Raw genomic sequence first — 22,769 nt, 5'->3', positions numbered from 1 at the left:
GTAAAAATATGTGAGATAAATCACATTGGTGTAATCGGTTACACTTCCTAAAACTTGTAATCTTTATTAAAGCTTTGAAAATATAGAGGCAAAAGGGTTGATGCGCATCCCAATAGAATGAATTTCAGACTTAACTGAAGCGGAATGTAACAGCAGATGAAGTCAGAACATGCAAAGAGATTAATCTGAAAACGTATGGCTGAATGCCTAATGTAATCGCTTTCATTGGGTGTGCTTTTGGCGAGATCATTGAAAGGGGCTGGTTGAGCGAAGGAACGGCAGAAATGCAAAAGGCCAGCTCGTGGCTGGCCTTTTTTTAAAACCTGTCAGTCGATTATTTCAGACCGGCAGCGTCACGCAGCACAGCGGCTTTGTCGGTTTTTTCCCATGGGAAATGTTCACGACCAAAGTGACCGTATGCAGCGGTTTCTTTGTAGATCGGGTGCAGCAGATCCAGCATCTGGATCAGGCCGTATGGACGCAGGTCGAAGAACTCGCGCACCAGCAGGGTCAGTTGCTCAGTAGGCACTTTTTCAGTACCAAAGGTTTCAACCATGATGGAGGTCGGTTCTGCTACGCCGATAGCGTAGGAAACCTGAATCTCACAGCGGTCCGCAAGTCCTGCGGCAACGATGTTTTTCGCCACATAACGTGCGGCGTACGCAGCAGAACGGTCCACTTTAGACGGATCTTTACCGGAGAACGCACCGCCGCCGTGACGAGCCATGCCGCCGTAGGTATCAACGATAATTTTACGCCCCGTCAGACCGCAGTCGCCCATAGGGCCACCGATAACAAAACGGCCTGTTGGGTTAATGAAGAATTTGGTCGACGCGTTCAGCCATTCGGTCGGCAGAACAGGCTTGATGATCTCTTCCATTACGGCTTCTTGCAGCGATTTCTGATCGATGTCTTCAGAATGCTGAGTGGACAGAACCACGGCGTCGATACCGACAATTTTGCCGTCATCGTACTGGAAAGTGACCTGGCTTTTCGCATCCGGACGCAGCCATGGCAGCGAGCCGTTTTTACGCACTTCAGCCTGACGCTGCACCAGACGGTGTGCGTAGGTGATTGGTGCAGGCATCAGTACGTCAGTTTCGTTTGTCGCGTAGCCAAACATCAGGCCCTGGTCGCCAGCGCCTTGTTCCAGTGGATCGGCACGGTCAACACCCTGGTTGATGTCGGGAGACTGTTTGCCGATTGCGCTCAATACGGCGCAAGAGTTGGCATCAAAGCCCATATCAGAATGCACATAGCCAATCTCGCGCACGGTATTACGGGTGATCTCTTCGATATCAACCCATGCGCTGGTAGTGATTTCACCGCCAACCAGAACCATGCCGGTCTTGACGTAGGTTTCACACGCCACGCGTGCTTTTGGATCCTGTTCGAGGATTGCATCCAGCACCGCATCAGAGATTTGGTCAGCGATTTTGTCAGGATGCCCTTCAGAGACAGACTCGGACGTAAACAGGTGTTTTGCCATGTTTTATTTCACCTAAGGAGAATTTTGTTAGCTCAAACTGCTATGCGGAATAGCCAAAGAAGATGATTCTACCAAGGCCTGCAGGTAAATGACACTGGCAGTCTGAGTGTTAATCAGTATAGATGGATTAACATCTGGACGTCCATTTTAGGTCACTTTCTGGCCCAAATTCCAGCTTTTTTTGATATCGCTCGCATTACCTTGAAATCGCTGCTGGAAATTTTTCCTGACAGGGCCGGCAACGTATTCATTAATGCTTTGCTTTTTGAGTCTCTTCTCGGTATAAAACGCGGCGCGCGGCTCATATCCGTCATACTTCACGTTTCATGTACGTTGGCTTCCTGAAACTCGAATTATTGAGGATATCTCAAAGCACACGATGAATTCATTGTGTTGCCACTTCCAGCCGGGTTGAGCAGTTGAACTATTCGCTTTGACTTGTTGGTTCGCTCCGCTTGGGGCTGCCGTGGAGGTGATACGAGATAATGAACCGTCGTTTTCCGCTAACTCAGTTACGCCATTCTGGCGTGCGTTTGTTCCCCACTACCCGCATTTCTAATCTGCAAACCTGCCGATGTTATACCCATTTCGGCGCTTCTCAGGATTCCAGGGCCGGTTACGCTTTGTGATAACTGAACAAGGGCGCTCTTGTTAATCCAAGAGTTTTCTCGTGGTTTCGCCGGACCTTGTCATACAGAGTTCGGATACGTGTTTTACAATATATGAATATGAAACCGGTCGCATGGCCTCGCGTTCAGCATGATGTGCTGGATGATCGGGCCGTATATGGGTTGTTATCGCCGTTTGAGACTGCGATAGTAGTCAACTGTTTTACACTTATTACAACAAGTTGAGGTTCGCTATGTCTGACGACATGTCTTCGCTTTCCCCTTCGTCAGCAGGCGAACAGGGTGTACTACGTTCCATGCAGGAGGTTGCGATGAGCTCGCAGGAAGCCAGCAAGATGCTGCGCACATACAATATTGCCTGGTGGGGCAATAACTATTACGACGTTAACGAACTGGGCCACATCAGCGTCTGCCCCGATCCTGACGTTCCGGAAGCGCGTGTCGATCTTGCTAAACTGGTTAAAGCACGCGAAGCACAGGGGCAACGTCTACCTGCGCTGTTCTGCTTCCCGCAGATCCTGCAACACCGTTTGCGTTCCATCAACCAGGCGTTCAAGCGCGCGCGTGAATCCTATGGATACAAAGGCGATTACTTCCTGGTTTACCCGATCAAGGTCAACCAGCACCGCCGCGTAATTGAATCACTGATCCATTCCGGCGAACCGCTGGGTCTGGAAGCCGGTTCAAAAGCTGAACTGATGGCCGTACTGGCACATGCCGGAATGACCCGCTCAGTGATTGTGTGTAATGGTTATAAAGACCGTGAATACATTCGTCTGGCGCTGATCGGCGAGAAGATGGGCCACAAAGTCTATCTGGTCATCGAAAAGATGTCCGAAATCGCGATCGTGCTGGAAGAAGCCGAACGTCTGAACGTGGTTCCGCGCCTTGGCGTACGTGCGCGTCTGGCCTCACAGGGTTCCGGCAAATGGCAGTCTTCTGGCGGTGAAAAATCTAAATTCGGTCTGGCAGCCACTCAGGTTCTGGAGTTAGTAGAAATCCTGCGTGAGTGCGGTCGTCTGGACAGCATCCAGTTGCTGCACTTCCACCTCGGTTCGCAAATGGCGAATATCCGTGATATCGCGACCGGCGTGCGTGAATCGGCGCGTTTCTATGTGGAACTGCACAAGCTCGGCGTGAACATTCAGTGCTTCGATGTGGGCGGCGGTCTGGGCGTGGACTACGAAGGGACGCGCTCTCAGTCGGATTGTTCCGTTAACTACGGGCTGAACGAGTATGCGAACAACATCATTTGGGCGATCGGTGATGCTTGCGAAGAAAATAACCTGCCGCATCCGACGGTCATTACCGAGTCTGGCCGCGCGGTCACCGCGCACCATACCGTGCTGGTGTCTAACATCATCGGCGTTGAGCGTAGCGAAAACACCGAAGCGACACCGCCGCAGGAAAATGCGCCGCGCGCGCTGCAAAGCATGTGGGAAACCTGGCAAGAAATGCATGAGCCGGGCACGCGTCGCTCGCTGCGCGAGTGGTTGCACGACAGCCAGATGGATCTGCATGACATTCATACCGGTTATTCTTCAGGGACATATAGCCTGCAAGAACGCGCGTGGGCAGAGCAGCTTTATCTGAACATGTGTCATGAAGTTCAGAAGCAGTTGGACCCGAGTAACCGTGCGCATCGTCCGATTATCGACGAACTGCAAGAGCGTATGGCGGACAAAATCTACGTCAACTTCTCGCTGTTCCAGTCAATGCCGGATGCATGGGGTATCGATCAGCTGTTCCCGGTGATGCCGCTTGAAGGGCTGAATCATGCGCCGGAACGCCGTGCTGTCTTGCTGGATATCACCTGTGATTCCGATGGCGCAATTGATCACTACGTTGATGGCGACGGTATCGCCACAACGATGCCAATGCCGGAGTACGATCCGGAGAACCCGCCAATGCTGGGCTTCTTCATGGTCGGGGCGTATCAGGAAATTTTGGGCAATATGCACAACCTGTTCGGCGATACCGAAGCGGTGGATGTGTTTGTCTTCCCTGACGGCAACGTTGAAGTGGAGCTTTCTGATGAGGGCGACACCGTTGCGGACATGCTGGAATACGTGCAGTTGGATCCGAAAAAACTGCTGACGCAGTTCCGCGATCAGGTGAAAAACACCGATCTGGACGCCGCTTTGCAGCAGCAGTTCCTGGAAGAGTTTGAAGCGGGTCTGTACGGTTATACATACCTGGAAGATGAGTAAATACGCGTTCCCGAGAGGGGCAGCGTAAAGGGCATCGGACTGAACAATGCCTTATACTCACTTGAACCTGTATGAATTAACGGCGATAATTCGCGCCATTAAGCAATAAACGAATCAATCCCTTCCTCGTCGGGTTTAACGACGCGGAGGGGATTTTTTTTCATCTCTTTTAACGTATCGACTCTATAAGAGGTCAGGATATGAGCACTTTAGGTCATCAGTACGACAACTCTCTGGTATCTAACGCGTTTGGTTTTTTACGTCTTCCGATGAACTTCCAGCCGTACGATAGCGACGCTGACTGGGTGATCACCGGCGTTCCGTTTGATATGGCGACATCAGGCCGTGCCGGTGGTCGTCATGGCCCGGCGGCCATCCGTCAGGTGTCGACGAACCTGGCCTGGGAGCATAATCGCTTCCCGTGGAATTTCGACATGCGCGAGCGTCTGAACGTGGTGGACTGTGGCGATCTGGTTTATGCCTTCGGTGATGCGCGTGAGATGAGCGAAAAACTGCAGGCGCATGCCGAGAAGCTGCTGGCTGCCGGTAAACGTATGCTCTCTTTCGGTGGCGATCATTTTGTGACCCTGCCTCTGCTGCGCGCGCATGCCAAGCATTTCGGTAAAATGGCGCTGGTGCATTTCGATGCCCATACCGACACCTATGCGAACGGCTGCGAATTTGACCATGGCACCATGTTCTATACCGCGCCAAACGAAGGTCTGATCGATCCAAACCATTCTGTACAGATTGGTATTCGCACCGAGTTTGATAAAGACAACGGCTTTACCGTTCTGGATGCCGGTCAGGTGAATGATCGTGGCGTAGACGATATCATCGCTCAGGTGAAGCAGATCGTGGGTGACATGCCTGTGTATCTGACGTTCGACATCGACTGTCTGGATCCGGCCTTTGCACCGGGTACGGGCACGCCGGTAATCGGTGGCCTGACGTCCGATCGCGCGATTAAACTGGTTCGTGGTCTGAAAGATCTGAATATCGTGGGGATGGATGTGGTGGAAGTCGCTCCGGCCTACGACCAGTCAGAAATCACCGCACTGGCGGCCGCGACGCTGGCGCTGGAAATGCTGTATATCCAGGCTGCGAAGAAAGGCGAGTAAAAGCGTTAATGGGCCGGGAAGCGTGATGCAACCCGGCCCACGGAATTACTTAATTCCGTCAGCTTTCATGCGATCGCGGATATGCTGGGCGCGCTCAACGGACGCCGGGTGGTCATCAAACATTGAGCTTTGACGACCTTCTTCCAGTTTAGCCAGCTTCTCAAAGCTGGTGGCTAAGCCCGATGGATTGATGCCGCGTTTGCGCAACAGATCGTAAGAGTAATCATCCGCTTCGGATTCCTGACGTTGGGAGAACTGAGAGTTCACCAGTTTTTCGCCCACATCACCAAGCTGAGACTGCGATAAGCTGCCGACAATCCCGCCCGCAGACGCCGCTGCTGCACGAACCGCGTTGGTGCCTAACGCCACCTGCATACCTTTCTTCACATGGCCCAAGGCGACGTGGCCCATCTCATGGCCAATGACCGCTTCAACTTCATTATCCGTCATCATGTCCATCAGACCGCTGTAAACACGAATGCAGCCGTTAGCCATGGCAAACGCGTTGACGTCTTTTGCGACGTAAACCTTATAGTTCACCGGTTGGCCATTGATGTTGTCACCGAGCGCGGAAGCAATCTTGTTCAGACGCTGCGCGTATGTGCTGTTGGCGGGCGCAATGGTTGCTTTCGCATCCATCTCTTTGCAGGCCTGATCGCTCAGCTCTTTAACCTGTGCATCGCTCAGTGAGTAGGCCTGAAAAGCCTCTGCACCGGAGCTCATCAGACCGTTTGAATCCATATTTTGGCAGCCGCCGAGCAGGAACGTTGTACCCAAGGCCAGCACTATTGCACGCATTTTCATGATGTTGCTTCCGTACCCGTTGATCTGAATAAAATCCGAAAATTTTCCGACAGCGAAGCGGTCGTGAAGCTAAGTATAAGGAATATCTACAGGGGCGGGCGAGTAGATTGCGCAACATGCGAGCATGATCCAGAGATTTCTTAAACGGCAAAAGAATGCTCCATGTACATGCTTTGTCGCTTGGGTTACATTGTTGGCACTTTTTTCTGGCATAGCCCAAAACGCGCTGTCGTCAAGGGCATAGCCTTTAACAGTCCGATCTGGAGTTAAAATGTCCTCACGTAAAGAGCTTGCTAATGCTATTCGTGCGCTGAGCATGGATGCAGTACAGAAAGCCAAATCCGGTCACCCGGGCGCCCCTATGGGTATGGCTGACATTGCCGAAGTCCTGTGGCGTGATTTCCTGAATCACAACCCGCAAAACCCATCATGGGCTGACCGCGACCGCTTTGTGCTGTCTAACGGCCACGGCTCTATGCTGATCTACAGCTTGCTGCACCTCACTGGCTATGCGCTGCCAATTGAAGAGCTGAAAAACTTCCGTCAACTGCACTCTAAAACGCCTGGTCACCCAGAAGTGGGTTACACCGCTGGCGTTGAAACCACCACTGGCCCACTGGGTCAGGGCGTGGCGAATGCGGTAGGTATGGCGATTGCTGAGAAAACGCTGGCGGCACAGTTTAACCGTCCGGGCCACGACATCGTTGACCACTTTACCTACACCTTCATGGGCGATGGCTGCATGATGGAAGGTATCTCTCACGAAGTGTGCTCTCTGGCTGGTACCCTTAAGCTGGGTAAACTGGTTGCGTTCTATGATGACAACGGTATTTCTATCGATGGTCACGTTGAAGGCTGGTTTACTGACGATACGGCTAAACGTTTCGAAGCCTACGGCTGGCACGTGGTACGTGGTGTTGATGGCCATAACGCCGACAGCATTAAACGTGCAGTAGAAGAAGCGCGCGCAGTCACTGACAAACCATCCCTGCTGATGTGCAAAACCATCATCGGTTTCGGTTCGCCAAACAAAGAAGGTACGCACGATTCTCATGGTGCCCCGCTGGGCGACGCTGAAATCGCGCTGACCCGTGAAAAACTGGGCTGGAAACACGCTCCGTTTGAAATTCCGTCAGAAATCTATGCGCAGTGGGATGCTAAAGAAGCAGGCCAGGCGAAAGAGTCCGCATGGAATGAGAAATTCGCTGCTTACGCGAAAGCCTTCCCACAGGAAGCGGCTGAATTCACTCGCCGTATGAAAGGCGACATGCCGGCTGATTTCGACGCCAAAGCAAACGAATTCATCGCGAATCTGCAAGCTAATCCGTCCAAAATCGCCAGCCGTAAAGCGTCTCAGAATGCGATCGAAGCATTTGGTCCGTGGCTGCCAGAGTTCCTGGGCGGTTCCGCTGACCTGGCTCCGTCTAACCTGACGATCTGGTCTGGCTCTAAAGCAATCAACGAAGACACTGCCGGTAACTACATCCATTACGGTGTACGCGAATTCGGTATGACGGCGATTGCTAACGGTATCGCCCTGCACGGCGGTTTCCTGCCTTATACGTCTACCTTCCTGATGTTCGTCGAATACGCCCGTAACGCTGTGCGTATGGCTGCGCTGATGAAGCAGCGTCAGGTGATGGTTTACACCCATGATTCCATCGGTCTGGGCGAAGATGGCCCAACTCACCAGCCGGTTGAGCAGGTGGCTTCTCTGCGTGTGACGCCTAACATGTCCACATGGCGTCCATGCGATCAGGTTGAATCTGCCGTGGCGTGGAAATATGGCGTTGAGCGTCAGGACGGCCCAACCGCGCTGATTCTTTCTCGTCAGAACCTGGCCCAGCAAGATCGTACCGAACAGCAGCTGGCAAACATCGCTCGCGGTGGTTACGTGCTGAAAGACTGCGCTGGCCAGCCAGAGCTGATCTTCATCGCGACCGGTTCTGAAGTTGAGCTGGCTGTTGCTGCATGGGAAAATCTGTCTGCCGAAGGCGTTAAAGCGCGCGTGGTTTCCATGCCGTCTACCGATGCGTTCGACAAGCAGGAAGCTGCTTATCGCGAATCCGTGCTGCCGAAAGCGGTTACTGCTCGCGTCGCAGTTGAAGCCGGTATCGCTGACTACTGGTTCAAATATGTTGGTCTGAACGGCGCTATCGTCGGGATGACCACCTTCGGTGAATCTGCACCGGCTGAGCTGCTGTTTGAAGAGTTCGGCTTCACCGTTGAAAACGTTGTCGCGAAAGCCAAAGAACTGCTGTAATCGCGGTTTACAGGGTGTGTGCGGACTGATGCCCTCACCCCAACCCTCTCCCACGGGAGAGGGTGCAAACACTAAAAACGGTAACCTTTGGGTTACCGTTTTACTTTCACCCCCGCCGGCTTTTTTGTGTCTGCTATTCCACCATCGTGTGAAAACGTTGTGAATTATTCCATTTAAAATGTGACGCAAGTCATATAGCTGTCTTATTGGCTTGCCCGAACGTTCCTTTTATTCTCTGTTTCGCTTATTCTTGCTGAAGCGTTTCAGTTGTTAATCTGTTTGACAATTGACCAATCAGTCGCAGTTTGTGACAGGCGAGGATTCCCCTCCGGGCGTTGCTGGATTACTCTTTCAGCCACCTCAAACTCAGGGAAAGCCTTGCAGGAGACCTATGACCGTACGCGTAGCGATAAATGGGTTTGGTCGCATCGGACGCAATGTGATTCGTGCCTTATATGAATCCGGGCGTCGTGCGGAAATCACCGTGGTGGCCATCAATGAATTGGCTGACGCCGTGGGCATGGCGCATTTATTGAAATATGACACCAGCCACGGGCGCTTTGCCTGGGATGTTCGCCAGGAAAGAGAGCAGTTATTCGTGGGCGACGATGCCATTCGCGTGTTGCATGAGCAGAGTATTGAAACGCTGCCGTGGCGTGAATTGGGCGTGGATGTGGTTCTCGACTGCACCGGCGTATACGGTAACCGTGAACACGGAGAAGCACACCTTGCGGCAGGCGCTAAAAAAGTCCTGTTTTCCCATCCCGGTGGTCACGATCTTGACGCGACGGTTGTCTACGGCGTGAATCACCATGAACTGCAAGCCGAACACCGTATTGTCTCCAACGCCTCCTGCACGACAAACTGCATTATTCCGGTCATTAAACTGTTAGACGATGCTTATGGCATTGAGTCAGGGACTGTAACGACGATCCACTCTGCCATGCACGATCAGCAGGTGATTGACGCGTACCATCCGGATTTGCGCCGCACGCGCGCCGCGAGTCAGTCAATCATTCCGGTGGACACCAAACTGGCGGCAGGAATTACCCGTATTTTTCCGCAGTTTAACGATCGTTTTGAAGCGATTGCGGTGCGTGTTCCGACCATAAATGTCACCGCAATTGATCTCAGTGTGACGGTGAAAAAACCGGTAAAATCAAGTGAAGTCAACCTGTTACTGCAAAAAGCAGCACAGGGTTCATTTCATGGTATAGTTGACTATACGGAATTACCGTTGGTCTCAGTAGATTTTAACCATGACCCCCACAGTGCCATTGTTGATGGTACACAGACGCGGGTCAGCGGTGCCCACCTCATCAAAACGCTGGTGTGGTGTGATAACGAATGGGGCTTTGCTAACAGGATGCTCGACACCACGTTAGCCATGGCCGCGCAAGGTTTCAGGTAGGGCGCAAAGTGCGCTTGCAAAACTTTAAGAATCAACGAGAGGATTCACCATGTCTGTAATTAAGATGACCGATTTGGATCTGGCAGGTAAACGCGTTTTCATCCGTGCCGATCTGAACGTACCCGTTAAAGATGGCAAAGTGACCAGCGACGCGCGTATCCGTGCATCTCTGCCAACCATCGAACTGGCCCTGAAACAAGGCGCTAAAGTGATGGTAACCTCTCACCTGGGTCGTCCGACCGAAGGCGAGTACAACGAAGAATTCTCTCTGTTGCCGGTTGTTAATTACCTGAAAGACAAATTGTCCAGCCCGGTACGTCTGGTTAAAGACTACCTGGACGGCGTTGAAGTGGCTGAAGGCGAGCTGGTTGTTCTGGAAAACGTTCGCTTCAACAAAGGCGAGAAGAAAGACGACGAAGCCCTCTCCAAAAAATACGCGGCACTGTGCGACGTGTTCGTAATGGATGCATTCGGTACTGCTCACCGTGCTCAGGCTTCTACTCACGGTATCGGTAAATTTGCTGACGTCGCTTGTGCAGGTCCACTGCTGGCTGAAGAGCTGGACGCACTGGGTAAAGCACTGAAAGAACCTGCTCGTCCAATGGTTGCGATCGTGGGTGGTTCTAAAGTCTCTACCAAGCTGACCGTTCTGGATTCCCTGTCTAAAATCGCTGATCAGCTGATTGTTGGCGGCGGTATCGCAAATACCTTCGTTGCTGCGCAAGGTCATAACGTGGGTAAATCCCTGTACGAAGCGGACCTGGTTGAAGAAGCTAAACGTCTGCTGACCACGTGTGATATTCCAGTCCCAACGGATGTTCGCGTCGCGACTGAGTTCTCTGAAACCGCGACCGCAACCCTGAAATCTGTTAACGACATCAAAGATGAAGAGCAGATACTGGACCTGGGCGATGTGTCTGCACAGAAACTGGCTGATATCCTGAAAAACGCGAAAACCATTCTGTGGAATGGTCCGGTTGGCGTGTTCGAATTCCCTAACTTCCGTAAAGGGACTGAAATCGTGGCTAACGCTATCGCTGACAGCGACGCGTTCTCCATCGCAGGCGGCGGTGATACGCTGGCAGCAATCGACCTGTTCGGTATTTCTGACAAGATCTCCTACATCTCCACTGGTGGCGGTGCATTCCTCGAGTTCGTGGAAGGCAAAGTTCTGCCAGCAGTAGCAATGCTCGAAGAGCGCGCTAAGAAGTAAGCCATTCAAGGGCAGGGAAACCTGCCCAAATTTCAGCGCGCTTTTTGAGCTCGCACCTTTTCTAACGGCCGAAGATACAGGACTCGTAACATGTCTAAAATTTTTGATTTCGTAAAACCTGGCGTGATCACTGGTGATGACGTTCAGAAAGTGTTCCAGGTAGCTAAAGAAAACAACTTTGCACTGCCAGCGGTGAACTGCGTGGGTACCGACTCCATCAACGCCGTGCTGGAAACCGCTGCAAAAGTTAAAGCTCCGGTAATCGTTCAGTTCTCCAACGGTGGCGCTGCGTTCATCGCGGGTAAAGGCGTGAAAACTGACGTTCCTCAGGGCGCGGCAATCCTGGGCGCAATCTCTGGTGCGCACCACGTTCACCAGATGGCTGAGCACTACGGTGTTCCGGTTATCCTGCACACCGACCACTGCGCGAAGAAACTGCTGCCGTGGATCGACGGTCTGCTGGACGCGGGTGAAAAACACTTCGCAGCAACCGGTAAGCCACTGTTCTCTTCTCACATGATCGACCTGTCCGAAGAGTCCCTGGAAGAAAACATCGAAATTTGTTCCAAATACCTGGCGCGCATGTCCAAAATGGATATGACCCTGGAAATCGAACTGGGTTGCACCGGCGGTGAAGAAGACGGCGTGGACAACAGCCACATGGACGCTTCTGCACTGTACACCCAGCCAGAAGACGTGGATTACGCGTACACTGAACTGAGCAAAATCAGCCCACGTTTCACCATCGCGGCCTCTTTCGGTAACGTGCACGGCGTTTACAAACCAGGCAACGTTGTGCTGACGCCAACTATCCTGCGTGATTCCCAGGACTATGTTTCTAAGAAACATAACCTGCCGCACAATAGCCTGAACTTCGTCTTCCACGGCGGTTCCGGTTCTTCTGCTCAGGAAATCAAAGACTCCGTAAGCTACGGCGTTATCAAAATGAACATCGATACCGATACCCAATGGGCAACCTGGGACGGCATCCTGCAGTACTACAAAACCAACGAAGCTTACCTGCAAGGCCAGCTGGGCAACCCGAAAGGCGCCGACCAGCCGAACAAAAAATACTACGATCCACGCGTATGGCTGCGTGCTGCTCAGACTTCCATGATCACCCGTCTGGAGCAGGCATTCAAAGAGCTGAACGCGGTAGACGTTCTGTAATTTGAGCTGCTAAAAGCGTCAGAAAGGTCCGCATATGCGGGCCTTTTTTTATGGTTTTTCAACACCCTGCAACACTGCATTTTGTGATCTGTTTGGCATATTCCTGACTTTTTGTTTACCCTTAACTCACTTGCCTGTCTCCTGGTGGGACGGATGTTTGGTGTTTTGATTTAGCAAAAGGACAGATAAATGGAAGATCTCGGTGTAGTCGATGGCATAAACAATGCGGGAACCTGGCTGGTGCGCAACCAGGCGCTGCTGTTGAGTTACGCGGTCAATATCGTGGCGGCAATCGCGATTATTATCGTGGGTATGATCGTGGCGCGTATTGTCTCCAATGCGCTTAATCGCGTCATGCGCGCGCGTCATATTGATGCAACGGTCGCGGATTTTCTGTCTGCACTGGTGCGCTACGGAGTTATCGCTTTCACACTGATTGCTGCGTTGGGCCGAGTGGGCGTCCAGACCGCATCCGTCATCGCGGTGCTCGGTGCGGCAGGTTTAGCCATTGGTTTGGCGCTGCAAGGCTCTCTGTCTAACCTTGCTGCAGGCGTGCTGCTGGTCACTTTCCGTCCTTTCCGCTCAGGAGAATATGTCGACTTAGGCGGCGTCGCGGGGACCGTGCTGCAGGTGCAGATTTTCTCCACCACCATGCGCACCGTCGATGGGCGTATCGTGGTTATCCCCAACGGTAAGATTATTGCGGGCAACATCATTAACTTTTCCCGCGAGCCGGTACGCCGTAACGAACTGATTATTAGCGTCTCTTACGATTCGGATATTGATAAGGTGAAATCACTCATCAAAAACATTATCGAATCTGACGAACGTATCCTGAAAGATCGCGAAAGAACCGTTCGACTGAACGAGCTCGGCGCTTCTTCCATCAACTTTGTGGTGCGTATCTGGAGCAACAGCGGCGATCTGCAAAACGTATACTGGGATGTGCTGGAGCGTATTAAGCGCGAATTTGACGCTAATGGTATTAGCTTCCCGTATCCGCAGATGGATGTGAATTTCAAGCGTGTAAAAGAAGCAGAATAATTTTTCTCTTTTAGCCCGGTAGCGCAAATGCGTCCGGGCTTTATATTAGCTATGCTAATTGCCAATTAATATTATCAATTTCCTCTAATAACAATCCCGAAGTATAGTCTGCACCTAAAGACATCTTTTCGAGATTGAACTCATGTTATCTTATTATTTTCAAGGGCTTGTGCTCGGCGCGGCGATGATTCTTCCCCTCGGTCCGCAAAACGCGTTCGTGATGAATCAGGGCATTCGCCGTCAATATCATTTGATGATTGCGATGCTGTGCGCGGTGAGCGATCTGCTGCTGATTTGCGCCGGGATTTTTGGGGGCAGTGCGTTGCTGATGCAGTCGCCGTGGCTACTGGCGTTGGTGACCTGGGGTGGCGTCGCATTTTTGCTGTGGTACGGTTTTGGTGCGCTAAAAACGGCGATGAGCAGTAATCTGGAACTCGCAAGCGCGGAGGTCATGAAGCAAGGGCGCTGGAAGATCATCGCTACTATGCTGGCCGTGACCTGGCTTAATCCGCATGTTTATCTGGATACGTTTGTGGTCCTTGGCAGTCTGGGCGGACAGCTGGATGTGGAGCCGAGACGCTGGTTTGCGCTCGGTACCGTCAGCGCCTCGTTCCTGTGGTTCTTTGGCCTGGCACTGCTGGCAGCATGGCTGGCACCGCGTCTACGCACGGCGAAAGCGCAGCGCGTCATTAATACCCTGGTTGGCGTAGTGATGTGGTTTATTGCTTTCCAGCTCGCGAAAGAGGGAGTTCATCATATTCAGGGATTGCTCAACTAAGCGTTCTCTTATGGACAACTGAAGCAGACCCGCTAAGCTTGCTGGCATGCGCCCTGTTCAAGGGCTCTCTTCGCAACATGGAGGAATGACAGTGAAGTGTAAAGTGATGGCCCTGGCGGCATTAGTAAGTTTTGGCGCAATGTCGGTACAGGCAAACGAATTGCCTGATGGTCCGCACATTGTCACCTCTGGCACAGCGAGCGTTGATGCCGTTCCGGATGTTGCAACGCTTGCAATTGAAGTGAACGTGGCATCGAAAGACGCCGCTTCTGCTAAAAAGCAGGCAGACGATCGTGTTGCGCAATATCTCTCCTTCCTTGAGCAAAATGGCGTTGGGAAAAAGGATATCAACTCCGCCAATCTGCGGACTCAGCCGGATTATGATTATCAGAATGGCAAAAGCGTTCTGAAAGGCTATCGCGCTGTGCGTACTGTGGAAGTCACGGTACGTCAGCTCGACAAGCTGAATTCACTGCTTGACGGCGCGCTGAAGGCGGGACTGAACGAAATTCGTTCCGTGTCACTGGGCGTTGCGCAACCTGAGAAGTATAAAGACGAAGCCCGTAAAGCGGCTATTGATGATGCCGTGCGTCAGGCGCAAGAACTGGCTTCAGGCTTTAAAACCAAGCTGGGTCCTGTGTACAGTGTGCGCTATCACGTCTCAAACTATCAGCCAAGCCCGATGGTTCGCATGATGAAGGCTGATGCAGCGCCTGTTTCAGCGGAAGAAACCTACGAGCAGCCGACGATTCAGTTTGATGATCAGGTCGACGTGGTGTTCCAGCTTGAGCCTGCACAGGCTCAGCAAACAGAACCGGCAACAAAATCGCAGTAATGAGCATAACCCCTCTCCCGCGGGAGAGGGGTTTCTTTCGTTAATCCTGTCTCAATACTTTATGCCCATAGGCCAGCAGCGCGTCCGTGACGTTGCGCATCATGCGGCTTTCTGGCGCAAATCGGTGCCAGTACAGCATCCGGCGCTGATACAAACCTGGCGTTAAGTCGATAAGCTCACCGCTCTTCAACTCTTTTTCAATCTGCAAATGCGGGATCATACAGCAGGTCGTGCCCTGGCGAGCCAGCTGCACAAACGCTTCTGATGAATTGACGATATGGCACGGCACGCTGCCCGGCGGGAGATCGAAATTCTGCTGCAAAAACGCCTGGTGCATGTCGTCGAGATGATCGAATGCGACCGCGGGTGCTTTCAGCAGTGCGGCGCGCGTCACGCCGTTGGGGAAATAGCGATCGGCAAAGGCTTTCGAGCCAACAAACAGGTAGTCGAGAGCACCCAGCTGATCGACAAGACAGCTCGGCAGCGCCTGCGGTTGAATACTCACTGCCCCCACAACTTCGCCGCGACGCAGACGTTCCTGCGTTCGGGTTTCATCTTCCACCTGCAAATTAAGGCGAATCGGTGAGTCCGCAAGAACGGCTGAAAGCGCGGGCAGCAGCCAGGTTGCCAGACTGTCGGCGTTCACCGCCAGCGATAACAGCAGCGGCGTGGAGCCGGTTTGCTCATCACCCAACCACTCTTCTTCCAGCAATTCCACCTGACGTAGCAGGGCAAGGAGTTTCTGCCCTTGCTCTGTCGGGCGCGGCGGCACGGTACGCACCAGCAGCGGTTGTCCGAACATATTCTCCAGCTGTTTGATTCGCTGTGATACGGCGGATTGAGTGATGCACAGCTTTTGCGCTGCGCGCTCAAAACCTCGTTCACGAATAACGGCATCAAGCGCCTGTAGTGTTCTGTAGTCCGGACGTTTCATTGCGAGGCAGTACTCCTGAGTTTGCTTATTCTGCACTATGACACAAATTCCTCTTTGTGACTGACGAATTCTGACCACGTCGGAGCAGTCGTGTCTTTACGCGTTAATGTGATACCGGTCACAGGGACATTCGGGGTGTCCGTGTTCTATAATGCGCCCTGAGTTTTCACACCACAGGCAAACGATCATGACGCAGGATGAACTGAAAAAAGCAGTAGGATGGGCCGCACTCCAGTACGTACAACCGGGCACTATTGTCGGTGTGGGTACTGGCTCGACCGCAGCACACTTTATTGATGCGCTTGGAACGATGAAAGGGCAGATCGAGGGTGCAGTTTCCAGCTCTGATGCTTCAACGGAAAAACTGAAAAGTCTGGGCATTACCGTGTTCGATTTGAACGAAGTGGATCGTCTGGGCATTTACGTGGATGGTGCCGACGAAATCAACGGCCACATGCAGATGATCAAAGGCGGCGGCGCGGCGCTGACGCGTGAGAAAATTATCGCTTCCGTTGCTGATAAGTTCATTTGTATCGCCGATGCCTCCAAGCAGGTCGATATCCTGGGGACTTTTCCTCTGCCGGTCGAAGTCATTCCGATGGCGCGCAGCGCGGTTGCTCGTCAACTGGTGAAGCTGGGTGGTCGCCCGGAATATCGCCAGGGTGTGGTCACTGACAACGGTAACGTGATTCTGGACGTTTACAATCTGGAAATTCTGGACGCCGTGGCGATGGAAAATGCCATCAATGCGATTCCGGGCGTAGTGACTGTAGGGCTATTCGCCAATCGTGGCGCGGATGTGGCGCTGATCGGCACCGCTGACGGCGTGAAAACCATCGTAAAATGATCTGACGGGGGGAGTCCTCTCCCCGTTAAATATTTTTCAAAAGCCAAATTCGGTGACTTGTATCACGTTTTTTGACCTCTCCTGACGATCCTTCCGCCTTTCAAAATTACCGCAGCATTTTATGCTGTCATTTTGCTCTGGATGACTTTTCTTCAGAGTGCCGACGCAAACGTTCATATTGCTGCAATAGTTTTTTTTGATATGTTGGCGGGAGCGGATTTAAATCCAGCACAACAACAGTTCAGACAAACAGGGTCGGGTAAATGGCAAAGGTATCACTGGAAAAAGACAAGATTAAGTTTCTGCTCGTCGAAGGGGTGCATCAGAAAGCACTCGATAATCTTCGCGCAGCAGGTTACACCAACATCGAATTCCACAAAGGTGCGCTGGATACAGAGCAGCTGAAAGAATCCATCCGTGATGCCCACTTCATTGGCCTGCGATCCCGTACGCATCTAACTGAAGACGTTATTGCGTGTGCTGAAAAGCTGGTGGCCATCGGTTGTTTCTGTATTGGTACCAATCAGGTCGATTTGAATGCAGCAGCGCGACGCGGCGTGCCGGTCTTTAACGCACCGTTCTCCAACACCCGTTCGGTCGCGGAATTAGTGATCGGTGAGCTGCTGTTGCTTCTGCGCGGTATTCCGGAAGCGAATGCCAAAGCGCACCGCGGCATCTGGAACAAACTGGCTTCAGGCTCTTATGAAGCGCGTGGCAAAAAGCTCGGGATTATTGGTTACGGCCATATCGGTACGCAGCTCGGCATTCTTGCCGAATCCCTGGGTATGAATGTGTTCTTCTATGATATCGAAAGCAAACTGCCGCTGGGCAACGCCACTCAGGTTCAACATCTTTCTGACTTGCTGAATATGAGCGATGTGGTGAGTCTGCATGTGCCGGAAAATGCCTCTACCAGGAATATGATGGGCGCAGAAGAGATCGCGCTGATGAAGCCGGGCTCGCTGCTGATTAATGCCGCTCGCGGCACGGTTGTGGATATTCCAGCTTTGTGTGACGCGCTCAGGCGTAAGCACCTGGCGGGCGCGGCAATCGACGTCTTCCCAACGGAGCCGGCAACCAACAGCGATCCGTTTACCACTCCGCTGTTAGAGTTCGACAACGTGATCCTGACGCCACACATTGGTGGTTCGACGCAGGAAGCGCAGGAAAATATCGGTCTGGAAGTGGCGGGTAAACTGAGCAAATATTCCGACAACGGTTCCACGCTTTCTGCAGTGAACTTCCCGGAAGTGTCTCTGCCGCTGCACGGCGGGCGTCGTTTGCTGCACATCCACGAGAATCGCCCTGGTGTGCTGACAGCGATTAACCAGATTTTTGCCGAGCAGGGTGTCAACATTGCCGCGCAGTATCTGCAGACCAACGCACAGATGGGCTACGTGGTTATCGACATTGAGGCTGAAGACGATGTTGCTGAGAAAGCGCTGTTGAGCATGAAGGCGATTCCAGGAACGATTCGCGCGCGCCTGCTGTACTGATCTGCCGCACACTGATTTCTCTGCGTCGGAAGAGGACGCAAACAGTAAAAACGGTAACTGGCGTTACCGTTTTTTTATCACCACTCCCATACTTTTGATGGCGTGACCACGGCGGGCAGCGGGATATCCCATTTCTCTACCGGAAGTCTGTCTACGCCCTGACAATCATGCGCATATCCTACCGGCTGTAGGCCATGCTGCTGCCAGTTCTGTAGTGTGCGATCGTAGAATCCACCGCCCATTCCCAGGCGTTGACCATACCTGTCGAATGCCACCAGCGGCGTAATCAGCACATCCAGTTCATTGAGCGGTAAAACATCGCGCACATCCAGTTTGGGTTCAGTGATTTTCAGACGATTTACGACCAGTTCGCTGTGCGGATGATAATGCAGGAACAGCAAATTACCCGGGCTGAAGGGATGTAAAACGGGCAGATAGACTTTCTTTCCGGCGCGCCACAGTTGTTCGATCAGCGGTTGGGTATCCAGTTCACCATCAAACGATAAAAACAGCGCCACCGTATGCGCCATCACAACGGGCGAATAGGCCATCATACGTGCCGAGGCTTGTTGGGCAAAGTGAGCTTGTTGATCGGGGGACAGCGCACGACGTTGTTTGCGGATAAACTGACGGATTTCTTGTCGAGATGCAGGAACTTCAGGAAGTTGCGTCATGGTAGAAGCTAGGTAGTAAGAAGAGTGGGAATCTCCGAGATGCCGCCGCAGGCTGTAACCCTTGAACCCTTGGTTCAAGGTGAATATGTCGTCATAGTCTTAAGGCTTCTCGGACGAACCGAGCATGCTCACCGACCATGGAGCGCCACATTCTTGTGGTATGAAATATCGGCTCAGGGGACTGGCCCGCTTGCGAACATCTCAGAGAAATTTTTTCTTCACAGTCACTCTACCATAGTCAACTGCGAAGTGTTATTCAAACTTTTGTCCCGGTCTTTCGGGAGTGCGACCTTGATCAAGCAACGCTTGTTCGATGGTCTGCTGGAGCATTTTAATGCGTTGCTCCATGCTCGCCGCGTAATCGCGGGTCTTCGCTTTTTCCTGAGTTAATTCATAGCTGATGTTCAACGCGGCGATGAAAACCAACTGCTCAGTATTTGTGACTCTAGTGCGTTCTTTTAAATCTTGCAACCGCTGATTCAAATCGTCCGCAGCCTGACTCAAAGCATCCCTTTGTTCAGGCGGACAATTCACTCGCAGCGAACGGCCAAAAATTTGGAGATCGACGGGTTGTGCAGACATGCCACCTTCCTGCTTATTGACTGCGCGACCTTCGCTCATGGCCCGGGGGCTGCGAAGGGGCGACACTATAGCTACCATGATATGAAGATACAAGCCCTTTTCTGGTATCTCCAGGGTCCAAAGTGGTAGCATATCATGAATATTCTCCTAACGATGACGAATGCGCATGTCTATACAGAACGAAATGCCTGGTTACAACGAAGTAAGCCAGTTACTTAACCAGCAGGGCGTGGGTTTGACCCCTGCTGAAATGCACGGTCTGATCAGTGGCATGCTGTGCGGCGGAAACAGCGACAGCTCATGGCAGCCGCTGCTTCACGACCTGACAAACGAAGGTCTGGCGTTTGGTCACGAGCTGGCGGAAACGCTGCGTAAAATGCACTCGGCCACCAGCGACTCGCTGGAAGATGACGGCTTCCTTTTTCAGCTTTATCTGCCTGATGGCGATGACGTTAGCGTGTTTGATCGCGCCGATGCGTTGGCGGGGTGGGTAAACCACTATCTGTTAGGTCTGGGCGTGACGCAGCCTAAGCTTGATAAAGTCACTGGCGAAGCGGGTGAAGCTATCGACGATCTGCGTAACATTGCCCAGCTTGGCTACGATGAAGACGAAGACCAGGAAGAGCTGGAAATGTCTGTCGAAGAGATTATTGAGTATGTGCGCGTTGCCGCGCTGCTGTGCCACGATACTTTTACGCGCTCGCAGCCAACCGCACCGGAAGTCCGCAAACCGACATTACATTAAGAATAAGAACGCACAGGAGGGTGTCATGACTCAGCAGGAGTATCTTCGCCGCCGCCGGGCGCTGTTGGCAAAAATGCAGCCTGGAAGCGCGGCGCTGATTTTTGCCGCACCGGAAGCGACGCGCAGCAACGACAGCGAGTATCCGTATCGCCAAAGCAGCGATTTCTGGTACTTCACCGGTTTTAACGAGCCGGAAGCGGTCCTGGTGCTGATAAAAAGCGATGACACCCATAACCACAGCGTTTTGTTCAATCGTGTTCGCGATCTCACTGCAGAAATCTGGTTTGGTCGTCGCTTAGGTCAGGATGCCGCTCCCGAAAAACTCGGCGTAGAGCGCGCGCTGGCCTTTAGCGAAATCAACGAACAGCTTTATCAGTTGCTCAACGGTCTGGATGTGGTGTACCACGCGCAGGGTGAGTACGCATACGCGGACGATATCGTTTTCACTGCGTTGGATAAACTCCGCAAAGGGTCGCGTCAGAATTTATCTGCGCCCGCATCGCTCACCGACTGGCGTCCTATAGTTCATGAAATGCGCCTGTTTAAATCGTCAGAAGAGTTACAGGCCATGCGTCGTGCGGGCGAAATCAGCGCGCTGGCCCACACCCGCGCGATGGAAAAATGTCGTCCGGGCATGTTCGAATATCAGCTTGAAGGCGAAATCCTTCACGAGTTTTCCCGCCACGGCGCGCGCTTTGCGTCCTATAACACCATTGTGGGCGGCGGTGAAAATGGCTGCATTCTGCATTACACGGAAAATGAAAGTGCGTTGCGCGACGGCGATTTAGTGCTGATCGATGCAGGATGCGAATACAAAGGCTATGCCGGTGATATCACCCGTACCTTCCCGGTGAACGGCACATTTACCCCTGCGCAGCGAGCCGTTTACGACATCGTTCTGGAATCACTCGAAACTGCATTAACGCTGTTCCGCCCCGGCACGTCGATTCAGGAGGTGACGGGCGCAGTCGTGCGCATTATGGTCACAGGCCTGGTGAATCTCGGTGTTCTCAACGGCGACATTGATGAGCTCATTGCGGATAACGCGCACCGCGCATTCTTTATGCACGGCCTGAGCCACTGGCTGGGGCTGGATGTGCATGATGTCGGCGGCTACGGGCCTGACCGCTCGCGGACGCTTGAGCCGGGCATGGTGCTCACCGTCGAACCGGGACTCTACATCGCCCCGGATGCTGACGTGCCTGCCGAGTATCGCGGCATCGGCATCCGTATCGAAGACGACATCGTCATTACCGAAACCGGTAACGAAAATATGACTGCGCAAGTGGTGAAAAAGGCAGACGATATCGAAGCGCTGATGGCGGCGGCACGCGCATGAGTGTCATCATTGTGGGTGGTGGCATGACTGGCGCGACGCTGGCATTGGTGATTTCTAAGCTCACCGAGGGGCAATTGCCCGTGCATCTTGTCGAAGCGGTTGCCCCGCAGGTTTCTGAGCACCCGGGTTTTGACGCCCGAGCGATTGCGCTGGCGCAAGGCACCTGCCAGCAACTCGCACGCGTGGGGATCTGGCAAGCCATCGCCGACCGTGCAACCGCAATCAACACCGTTCATGTCAGCGACCGGGGCCATGCTGGTTTCGTGACGCTGGATGCGCAGGATTACCGCATTGACGCGCTGGGGCATGTCGTTGAGCTGCATGACGTTGGCCTGCGTTTATTCCGCTTATTGCAGGATGCGCCTGGCGTCACGCTGCACTGCCCAGCGCGGGTGGCCAGTTTTACCCGTAGCCAGGATAGCGTCAGCGTTACGCTTGATAATGGCGACACGCTCGAAGGGCAACTGCTGGTCGCTGCTGATGGTTCTCGCTCCGCGCTGGCCACCCAGTGTGGCGTTGAATGGCATCAGCAGCCTTACGGTCAGGCGGCGGTGATTGCGAATGTTTCTACCGCTGTCGCCCATCAGGGGCGTGCGTTCGAACGTTTTACTGAGTTCGGCCCCCTCGCGATGCTGCCGATGTCGGACGGACGCAGTTCGCTGGTCTGGTGTCACGCGCTGGACCGTATTGACGAGGTGATGACCTGGTCTGACGCCCGTTTTTGCGACGAGCTGCAAAAAGCATTTGGCTGGCGGCTTGGTCGTATCACCCATGCGGGACAGCGTTCCGCATACCCCCTGGCGCTGACCACTGCATCGCAATCCATTTCCCATCGCGTCGCCTTAGTCGGCAATGCCGCGCAAACGCTGCATCCAATTGCAGGACAGGGATTTAACCTGGGTTTACGCGACGTGATGAGCCTGGCAGAGACGCTGGCACAGGCGTGGCGAGATCACAATGATTACGGTGCCTATGCCATACTCAGCCACTATCAGAAGCGTCGCCAGACAGACAAAGAGGCCACTATTGGCGTCACCGATGGCCTGGTGCATCTTTTCGCAAACCGTTGGGCACCGCTGGTTGCCGGGCGCAATGCGGGGCTGATGGCGATGGAACTATTCATTCCGGCACGTAACGTGCTGGCGCAGCGGACTCTTGGTTGGGTCGCGCGTTAAGGAGTTAACT

Annotated in this window: 21 protein-coding genes and 1 other RNA gene; 16 read left to right on the top strand and 6 right to left on the bottom strand. The window is 53.0% G+C overall.

Annotated elements, in window-relative coordinates; all coding sequences use genetic code 11:
- Positions 1–334: 334 nt before the first annotated feature.
- Positions 335–1,489 carry a methionine adenosyltransferase gene (gene metK, locus I6L74_RS04365; protein ID WP_059177580.1) on the bottom strand — a complete coding sequence of 385 codons (1,155 nt, stop codon included), beginning with the start codon at positions 1,487–1,489 and terminating at the stop codon, positions 335–337.
- A 485-nt stretch (positions 1,490–1,974) separates the two neighbouring features.
- On the opposite strand from metK, the gene yqgG reads away from it, so the two are divergent.
- The 4 genes from yqgG to speB all read left to right on the top strand — a co-directional run bounded on the left by yqgG (position 1,975) and on the right by speB (position 5,449).
- Positions 1,975–2,118 (top strand): small protein YqgG, encoded by a 144-nt coding sequence (gene yqgG / locus I6L74_RS21690; RefSeq protein ID WP_419181498.1) that lies wholly within the window; start codon positions 1,975–1,977, stop codon positions 2,116–2,118.
- Positions 2,119–2,211: 93 nt separating this feature from the next.
- Positions 2,212–2,343: an acid stress response protein YqgB gene (gene yqgB, locus I6L74_RS21615; protein ID WP_072241730.1), complete on the top strand. Its 132-nt coding sequence runs from the start codon at positions 2,212–2,214 to the stop codon at positions 2,341–2,343.
- 8 nt (positions 2,344–2,351) lie between these two features.
- Positions 2,352–4,328, top strand: coding sequence for a biosynthetic arginine decarboxylase (gene speA / locus I6L74_RS04350; RefSeq protein ID WP_072241731.1), 1,977 nt, complete (start codon positions 2,352–2,354; stop codon positions 4,326–4,328).
- A gap of 200 nt (positions 4,329–4,528) precedes the next feature.
- A complete protein-coding gene (gene speB, locus I6L74_RS04345; protein WP_015960333.1) occupies positions 4,529–5,449 on the top strand; it encodes an agmatinase in 921 nt (306 codons plus the stop codon).
- A 45-nt stretch (positions 5,450–5,494) separates the two neighbouring features.
- On the opposite strand, the gene loiP is transcribed toward speB, so the two are convergent.
- Positions 5,495–6,253, bottom strand: coding sequence for a metalloprotease LoiP (gene loiP / locus I6L74_RS04340; protein WP_059177582.1), 759 nt, complete (start codon positions 6,251–6,253; stop codon positions 5,495–5,497).
- 271 nt (positions 6,254–6,524) lie between these two features.
- On the opposite strand from loiP, the gene tkt reads away from it, so the two are divergent.
- From tkt to I6L74_RS04305, 7 genes are all read left to right on the top strand, one after another.
- Positions 6,525–8,516 carry a transketolase gene (tkt, locus tag I6L74_RS04335; RefSeq protein ID WP_059177583.1) on the top strand — a complete coding sequence of 664 codons (1,992 nt, stop codon included), beginning with the start codon at positions 6,525–6,527 and terminating at the stop codon, positions 8,514–8,516.
- Between the two features lie 391 nt (positions 8,517–8,907).
- Complete coding sequence (gene epd, locus I6L74_RS04330; protein ID WP_059177584.1) at positions 8,908–9,927, top strand: erythrose-4-phosphate dehydrogenase; 1,020 nt, start codon at positions 8,908–8,910, stop codon at positions 9,925–9,927.
- A gap of 49 nt (positions 9,928–9,976) precedes the next feature.
- The gene (pgk, locus tag I6L74_RS04325; protein ID WP_059177585.1) at positions 9,977–11,140 is read left to right on the top strand and encodes a phosphoglycerate kinase; all 1,164 of its coding nucleotides are present in this window, start codon (positions 9,977–9,979) and stop codon (positions 11,138–11,140) included.
- Between the two features lie 90 nt (positions 11,141–11,230).
- A complete protein-coding gene (fbaA, locus tag I6L74_RS04320; RefSeq protein ID WP_059177586.1) occupies positions 11,231–12,310 on the top strand; it encodes a class II fructose-bisphosphate aldolase in 1,080 nt (359 codons plus the stop codon).
- A gap of 189 nt (positions 12,311–12,499) precedes the next feature.
- Entirely contained in the window at positions 12,500–13,354 is an 855-nt protein-coding gene (locus I6L74_RS04315; protein ID WP_059177587.1) for a small-conductance mechanosensitive channel MscS, read from the top strand.
- A 142-nt stretch (positions 13,355–13,496) separates the two neighbouring features.
- A complete protein-coding gene (argO, locus tag I6L74_RS04310; protein WP_059177588.1) occupies positions 13,497–14,132 on the top strand; it encodes an arginine exporter ArgO in 636 nt (211 codons plus the stop codon).
- Positions 14,133–14,223: 91 nt separating this feature from the next.
- Entirely contained in the window at positions 14,224–14,967 is a 744-nt protein-coding gene (locus I6L74_RS04305; protein ID WP_059177589.1) for an oxidative stress defense protein, read from the top strand.
- 40 nt (positions 14,968–15,007) lie between these two features.
- Here I6L74_RS04305 and argP read toward each other — a convergent pair whose 3' ends face one another.
- Positions 15,008–15,901: a DNA-binding transcriptional regulator ArgP gene (gene argP, locus I6L74_RS04300; protein ID WP_015960324.1), complete on the bottom strand. Its 894-nt coding sequence runs from the start codon at positions 15,899–15,901 to the stop codon at positions 15,008–15,010.
- 187 nt (positions 15,902–16,088) lie between these two features.
- Between argP and rpiA the strand changes: the two genes are divergently transcribed.
- Complete coding sequence (gene rpiA / locus I6L74_RS04295) at positions 16,089–16,748, top strand: ribose-5-phosphate isomerase RpiA (RefSeq protein ID WP_041689510.1); 660 nt, start codon at positions 16,089–16,091, stop codon at positions 16,746–16,748.
- 263 nt (positions 16,749–17,011) lie between these two features.
- Positions 17,012–18,244 (top strand): phosphoglycerate dehydrogenase, encoded by a 1,233-nt coding sequence (gene serA, locus I6L74_RS04290; RefSeq protein WP_059177590.1) that lies wholly within the window; start codon positions 17,012–17,014, stop codon positions 18,242–18,244.
- Between the two features lie 77 nt (positions 18,245–18,321).
- Here the strand turns inward: serA and I6L74_RS04285 are convergent, their stop codons facing one another.
- The 3 genes from I6L74_RS04285 to zapA all read right to left on the bottom strand — a co-directional run bounded on the left by I6L74_RS04285 (position 18,322) and on the right by zapA (position 19,500).
- Positions 18,322–18,918: a 5-formyltetrahydrofolate cyclo-ligase gene (locus I6L74_RS04285; protein ID WP_059177591.1), complete on the bottom strand. Its 597-nt coding sequence runs from the start codon at positions 18,916–18,918 to the stop codon at positions 18,322–18,324.
- A 27-nt stretch (positions 18,919–18,945) separates the two neighbouring features.
- A non-coding RNA gene (gene ssrS, locus I6L74_RS04280) (6S RNA) lies at positions 18,946–19,129 on the bottom strand.
- A gap of 41 nt (positions 19,130–19,170) precedes the next feature.
- Positions 19,171–19,500, bottom strand: coding sequence for a cell division protein ZapA (gene zapA, locus I6L74_RS04275; RefSeq protein ID WP_015960320.1), 330 nt, complete (start codon positions 19,498–19,500; stop codon positions 19,171–19,173).
- Between the two features lie 166 nt (positions 19,501–19,666).
- On the opposite strand from zapA, the gene I6L74_RS04270 reads away from it, so the two are divergent.
- Genes I6L74_RS04270 through ubiH form a run of 3 tightly spaced genes read left to right on the top strand, consistent with a single transcriptional unit; the run spans position 19,667 to position 22,759 of the window.
- Positions 19,667–20,245, top strand: coding sequence for a YecA/YgfB family protein (locus I6L74_RS04270; protein WP_072241760.1), 579 nt, complete (start codon positions 19,667–19,669; stop codon positions 20,243–20,245).
- Between the two features lie 25 nt (positions 20,246–20,270).
- Positions 20,271–21,584, top strand: a complete 1,314-nt coding sequence (pepP, locus tag I6L74_RS04265) for a Xaa-Pro aminopeptidase (RefSeq protein ID WP_059177592.1) — start codon at positions 20,271–20,273, stop codon at positions 21,582–21,584.
- Positions 21,581–22,759, top strand: a complete 1,179-nt coding sequence (ubiH, locus tag I6L74_RS04260; RefSeq protein WP_059177593.1) for a 2-octaprenyl-6-methoxyphenyl hydroxylase — start codon at positions 21,581–21,583, stop codon at positions 22,757–22,759. The genes pepP and ubiH overlap by 4 nt, the downstream gene beginning before the upstream one ends.
- Positions 22,760–22,769 lie beyond the last annotated feature (10 nt).

The sequence above is a fragment of the Lelliottia amnigena genome (genome assembly GCF_019047465.1).
GTDB classification, from domain to species: Bacteria; Pseudomonadota; Gammaproteobacteria; order Enterobacterales; family Enterobacteriaceae; genus Enterobacter; species Enterobacter amnigenus.
Note: the sequence above shows the minus strand (reverse complement) of the source record. Positions and strands in the feature narration are given on the sequence as shown.

Coding starts and splice junctions, on each gene's coding strand:
- serA (WP_059177590.1), top strand. CDS start 17,012: ATGGCAAAGGTATCACTGGAAAAAGACAAGATTAAGTTTCTGCTCGTC.
- argO (WP_059177588.1), top strand. CDS start 13,497: ATGTTATCTTATTATTTTCAAGGGCTTGTGCTCGGCGCGGCGATGATT.
- argP (WP_015960324.1), bottom strand. CDS start 15,901: ATGAAACGTCCGGACTACAGAACACTACAGGCGCTTGATGCCGTTATT.
- loiP (WP_059177582.1), bottom strand. CDS start 6,253: ATGAAAATGCGTGCAATAGTGCTGGCCTTGGGTACAACGTTCCTGCTC.
- pgk (WP_059177585.1), top strand. CDS start 9,977: ATGTCTGTAATTAAGATGACCGATTTGGATCTGGCAGGTAAACGCGTT.
- epd (WP_059177584.1), top strand. CDS start 8,908: ATGACCGTACGCGTAGCGATAAATGGGTTTGGTCGCATCGGACGCAAT.
- speB (WP_015960333.1), top strand. CDS start 4,529: ATGAGCACTTTAGGTCATCAGTACGACAACTCTCTGGTATCTAACGCG.
- yqgG (WP_419181498.1), top strand. CDS start 1,975: ATGAACCGTCGTTTTCCGCTAACTCAGTTACGCCATTCTGGCGTGCGT.
- zapA (WP_015960320.1), bottom strand. CDS start 19,500: ATGTCTGCACAACCCGTCGATCTCCAAATTTTTGGCCGTTCGCTGCGA.
- I6L74_RS04270 (WP_072241760.1), top strand. CDS start 19,667: ATGTCTATACAGAACGAAATGCCTGGTTACAACGAAGTAAGCCAGTTA.
- speA (WP_072241731.1), top strand. CDS start 2,352: ATGTCTGACGACATGTCTTCGCTTTCCCCTTCGTCAGCAGGCGAACAG.
- yqgB (WP_072241730.1), top strand. CDS start 2,212: ATGAATATGAAACCGGTCGCATGGCCTCGCGTTCAGCATGATGTGCTG.
- metK (WP_059177580.1), bottom strand. CDS start 1,489: ATGGCAAAACACCTGTTTACGTCCGAGTCTGTCTCTGAAGGGCATCCT.
- pepP (WP_059177592.1), top strand. CDS start 20,271: ATGACTCAGCAGGAGTATCTTCGCCGCCGCCGGGCGCTGTTGGCAAAA.
- ubiH (WP_059177593.1), top strand. CDS start 21,581: ATGAGTGTCATCATTGTGGGTGGTGGCATGACTGGCGCGACGCTGGCA.
- rpiA (WP_041689510.1), top strand. CDS start 16,089: ATGACGCAGGATGAACTGAAAAAAGCAGTAGGATGGGCCGCACTCCAG.
- tkt (WP_059177583.1), top strand. CDS start 6,525: ATGTCCTCACGTAAAGAGCTTGCTAATGCTATTCGTGCGCTGAGCATG.
- I6L74_RS04315 (WP_059177587.1), top strand. CDS start 12,500: ATGGAAGATCTCGGTGTAGTCGATGGCATAAACAATGCGGGAACCTGG.
- I6L74_RS04285 (WP_059177591.1), bottom strand. CDS start 18,918: ATGACGCAACTTCCTGAAGTTCCTGCATCTCGACAAGAAATCCGTCAG.
- fbaA (WP_059177586.1), top strand. CDS start 11,231: ATGTCTAAAATTTTTGATTTCGTAAAACCTGGCGTGATCACTGGTGAT.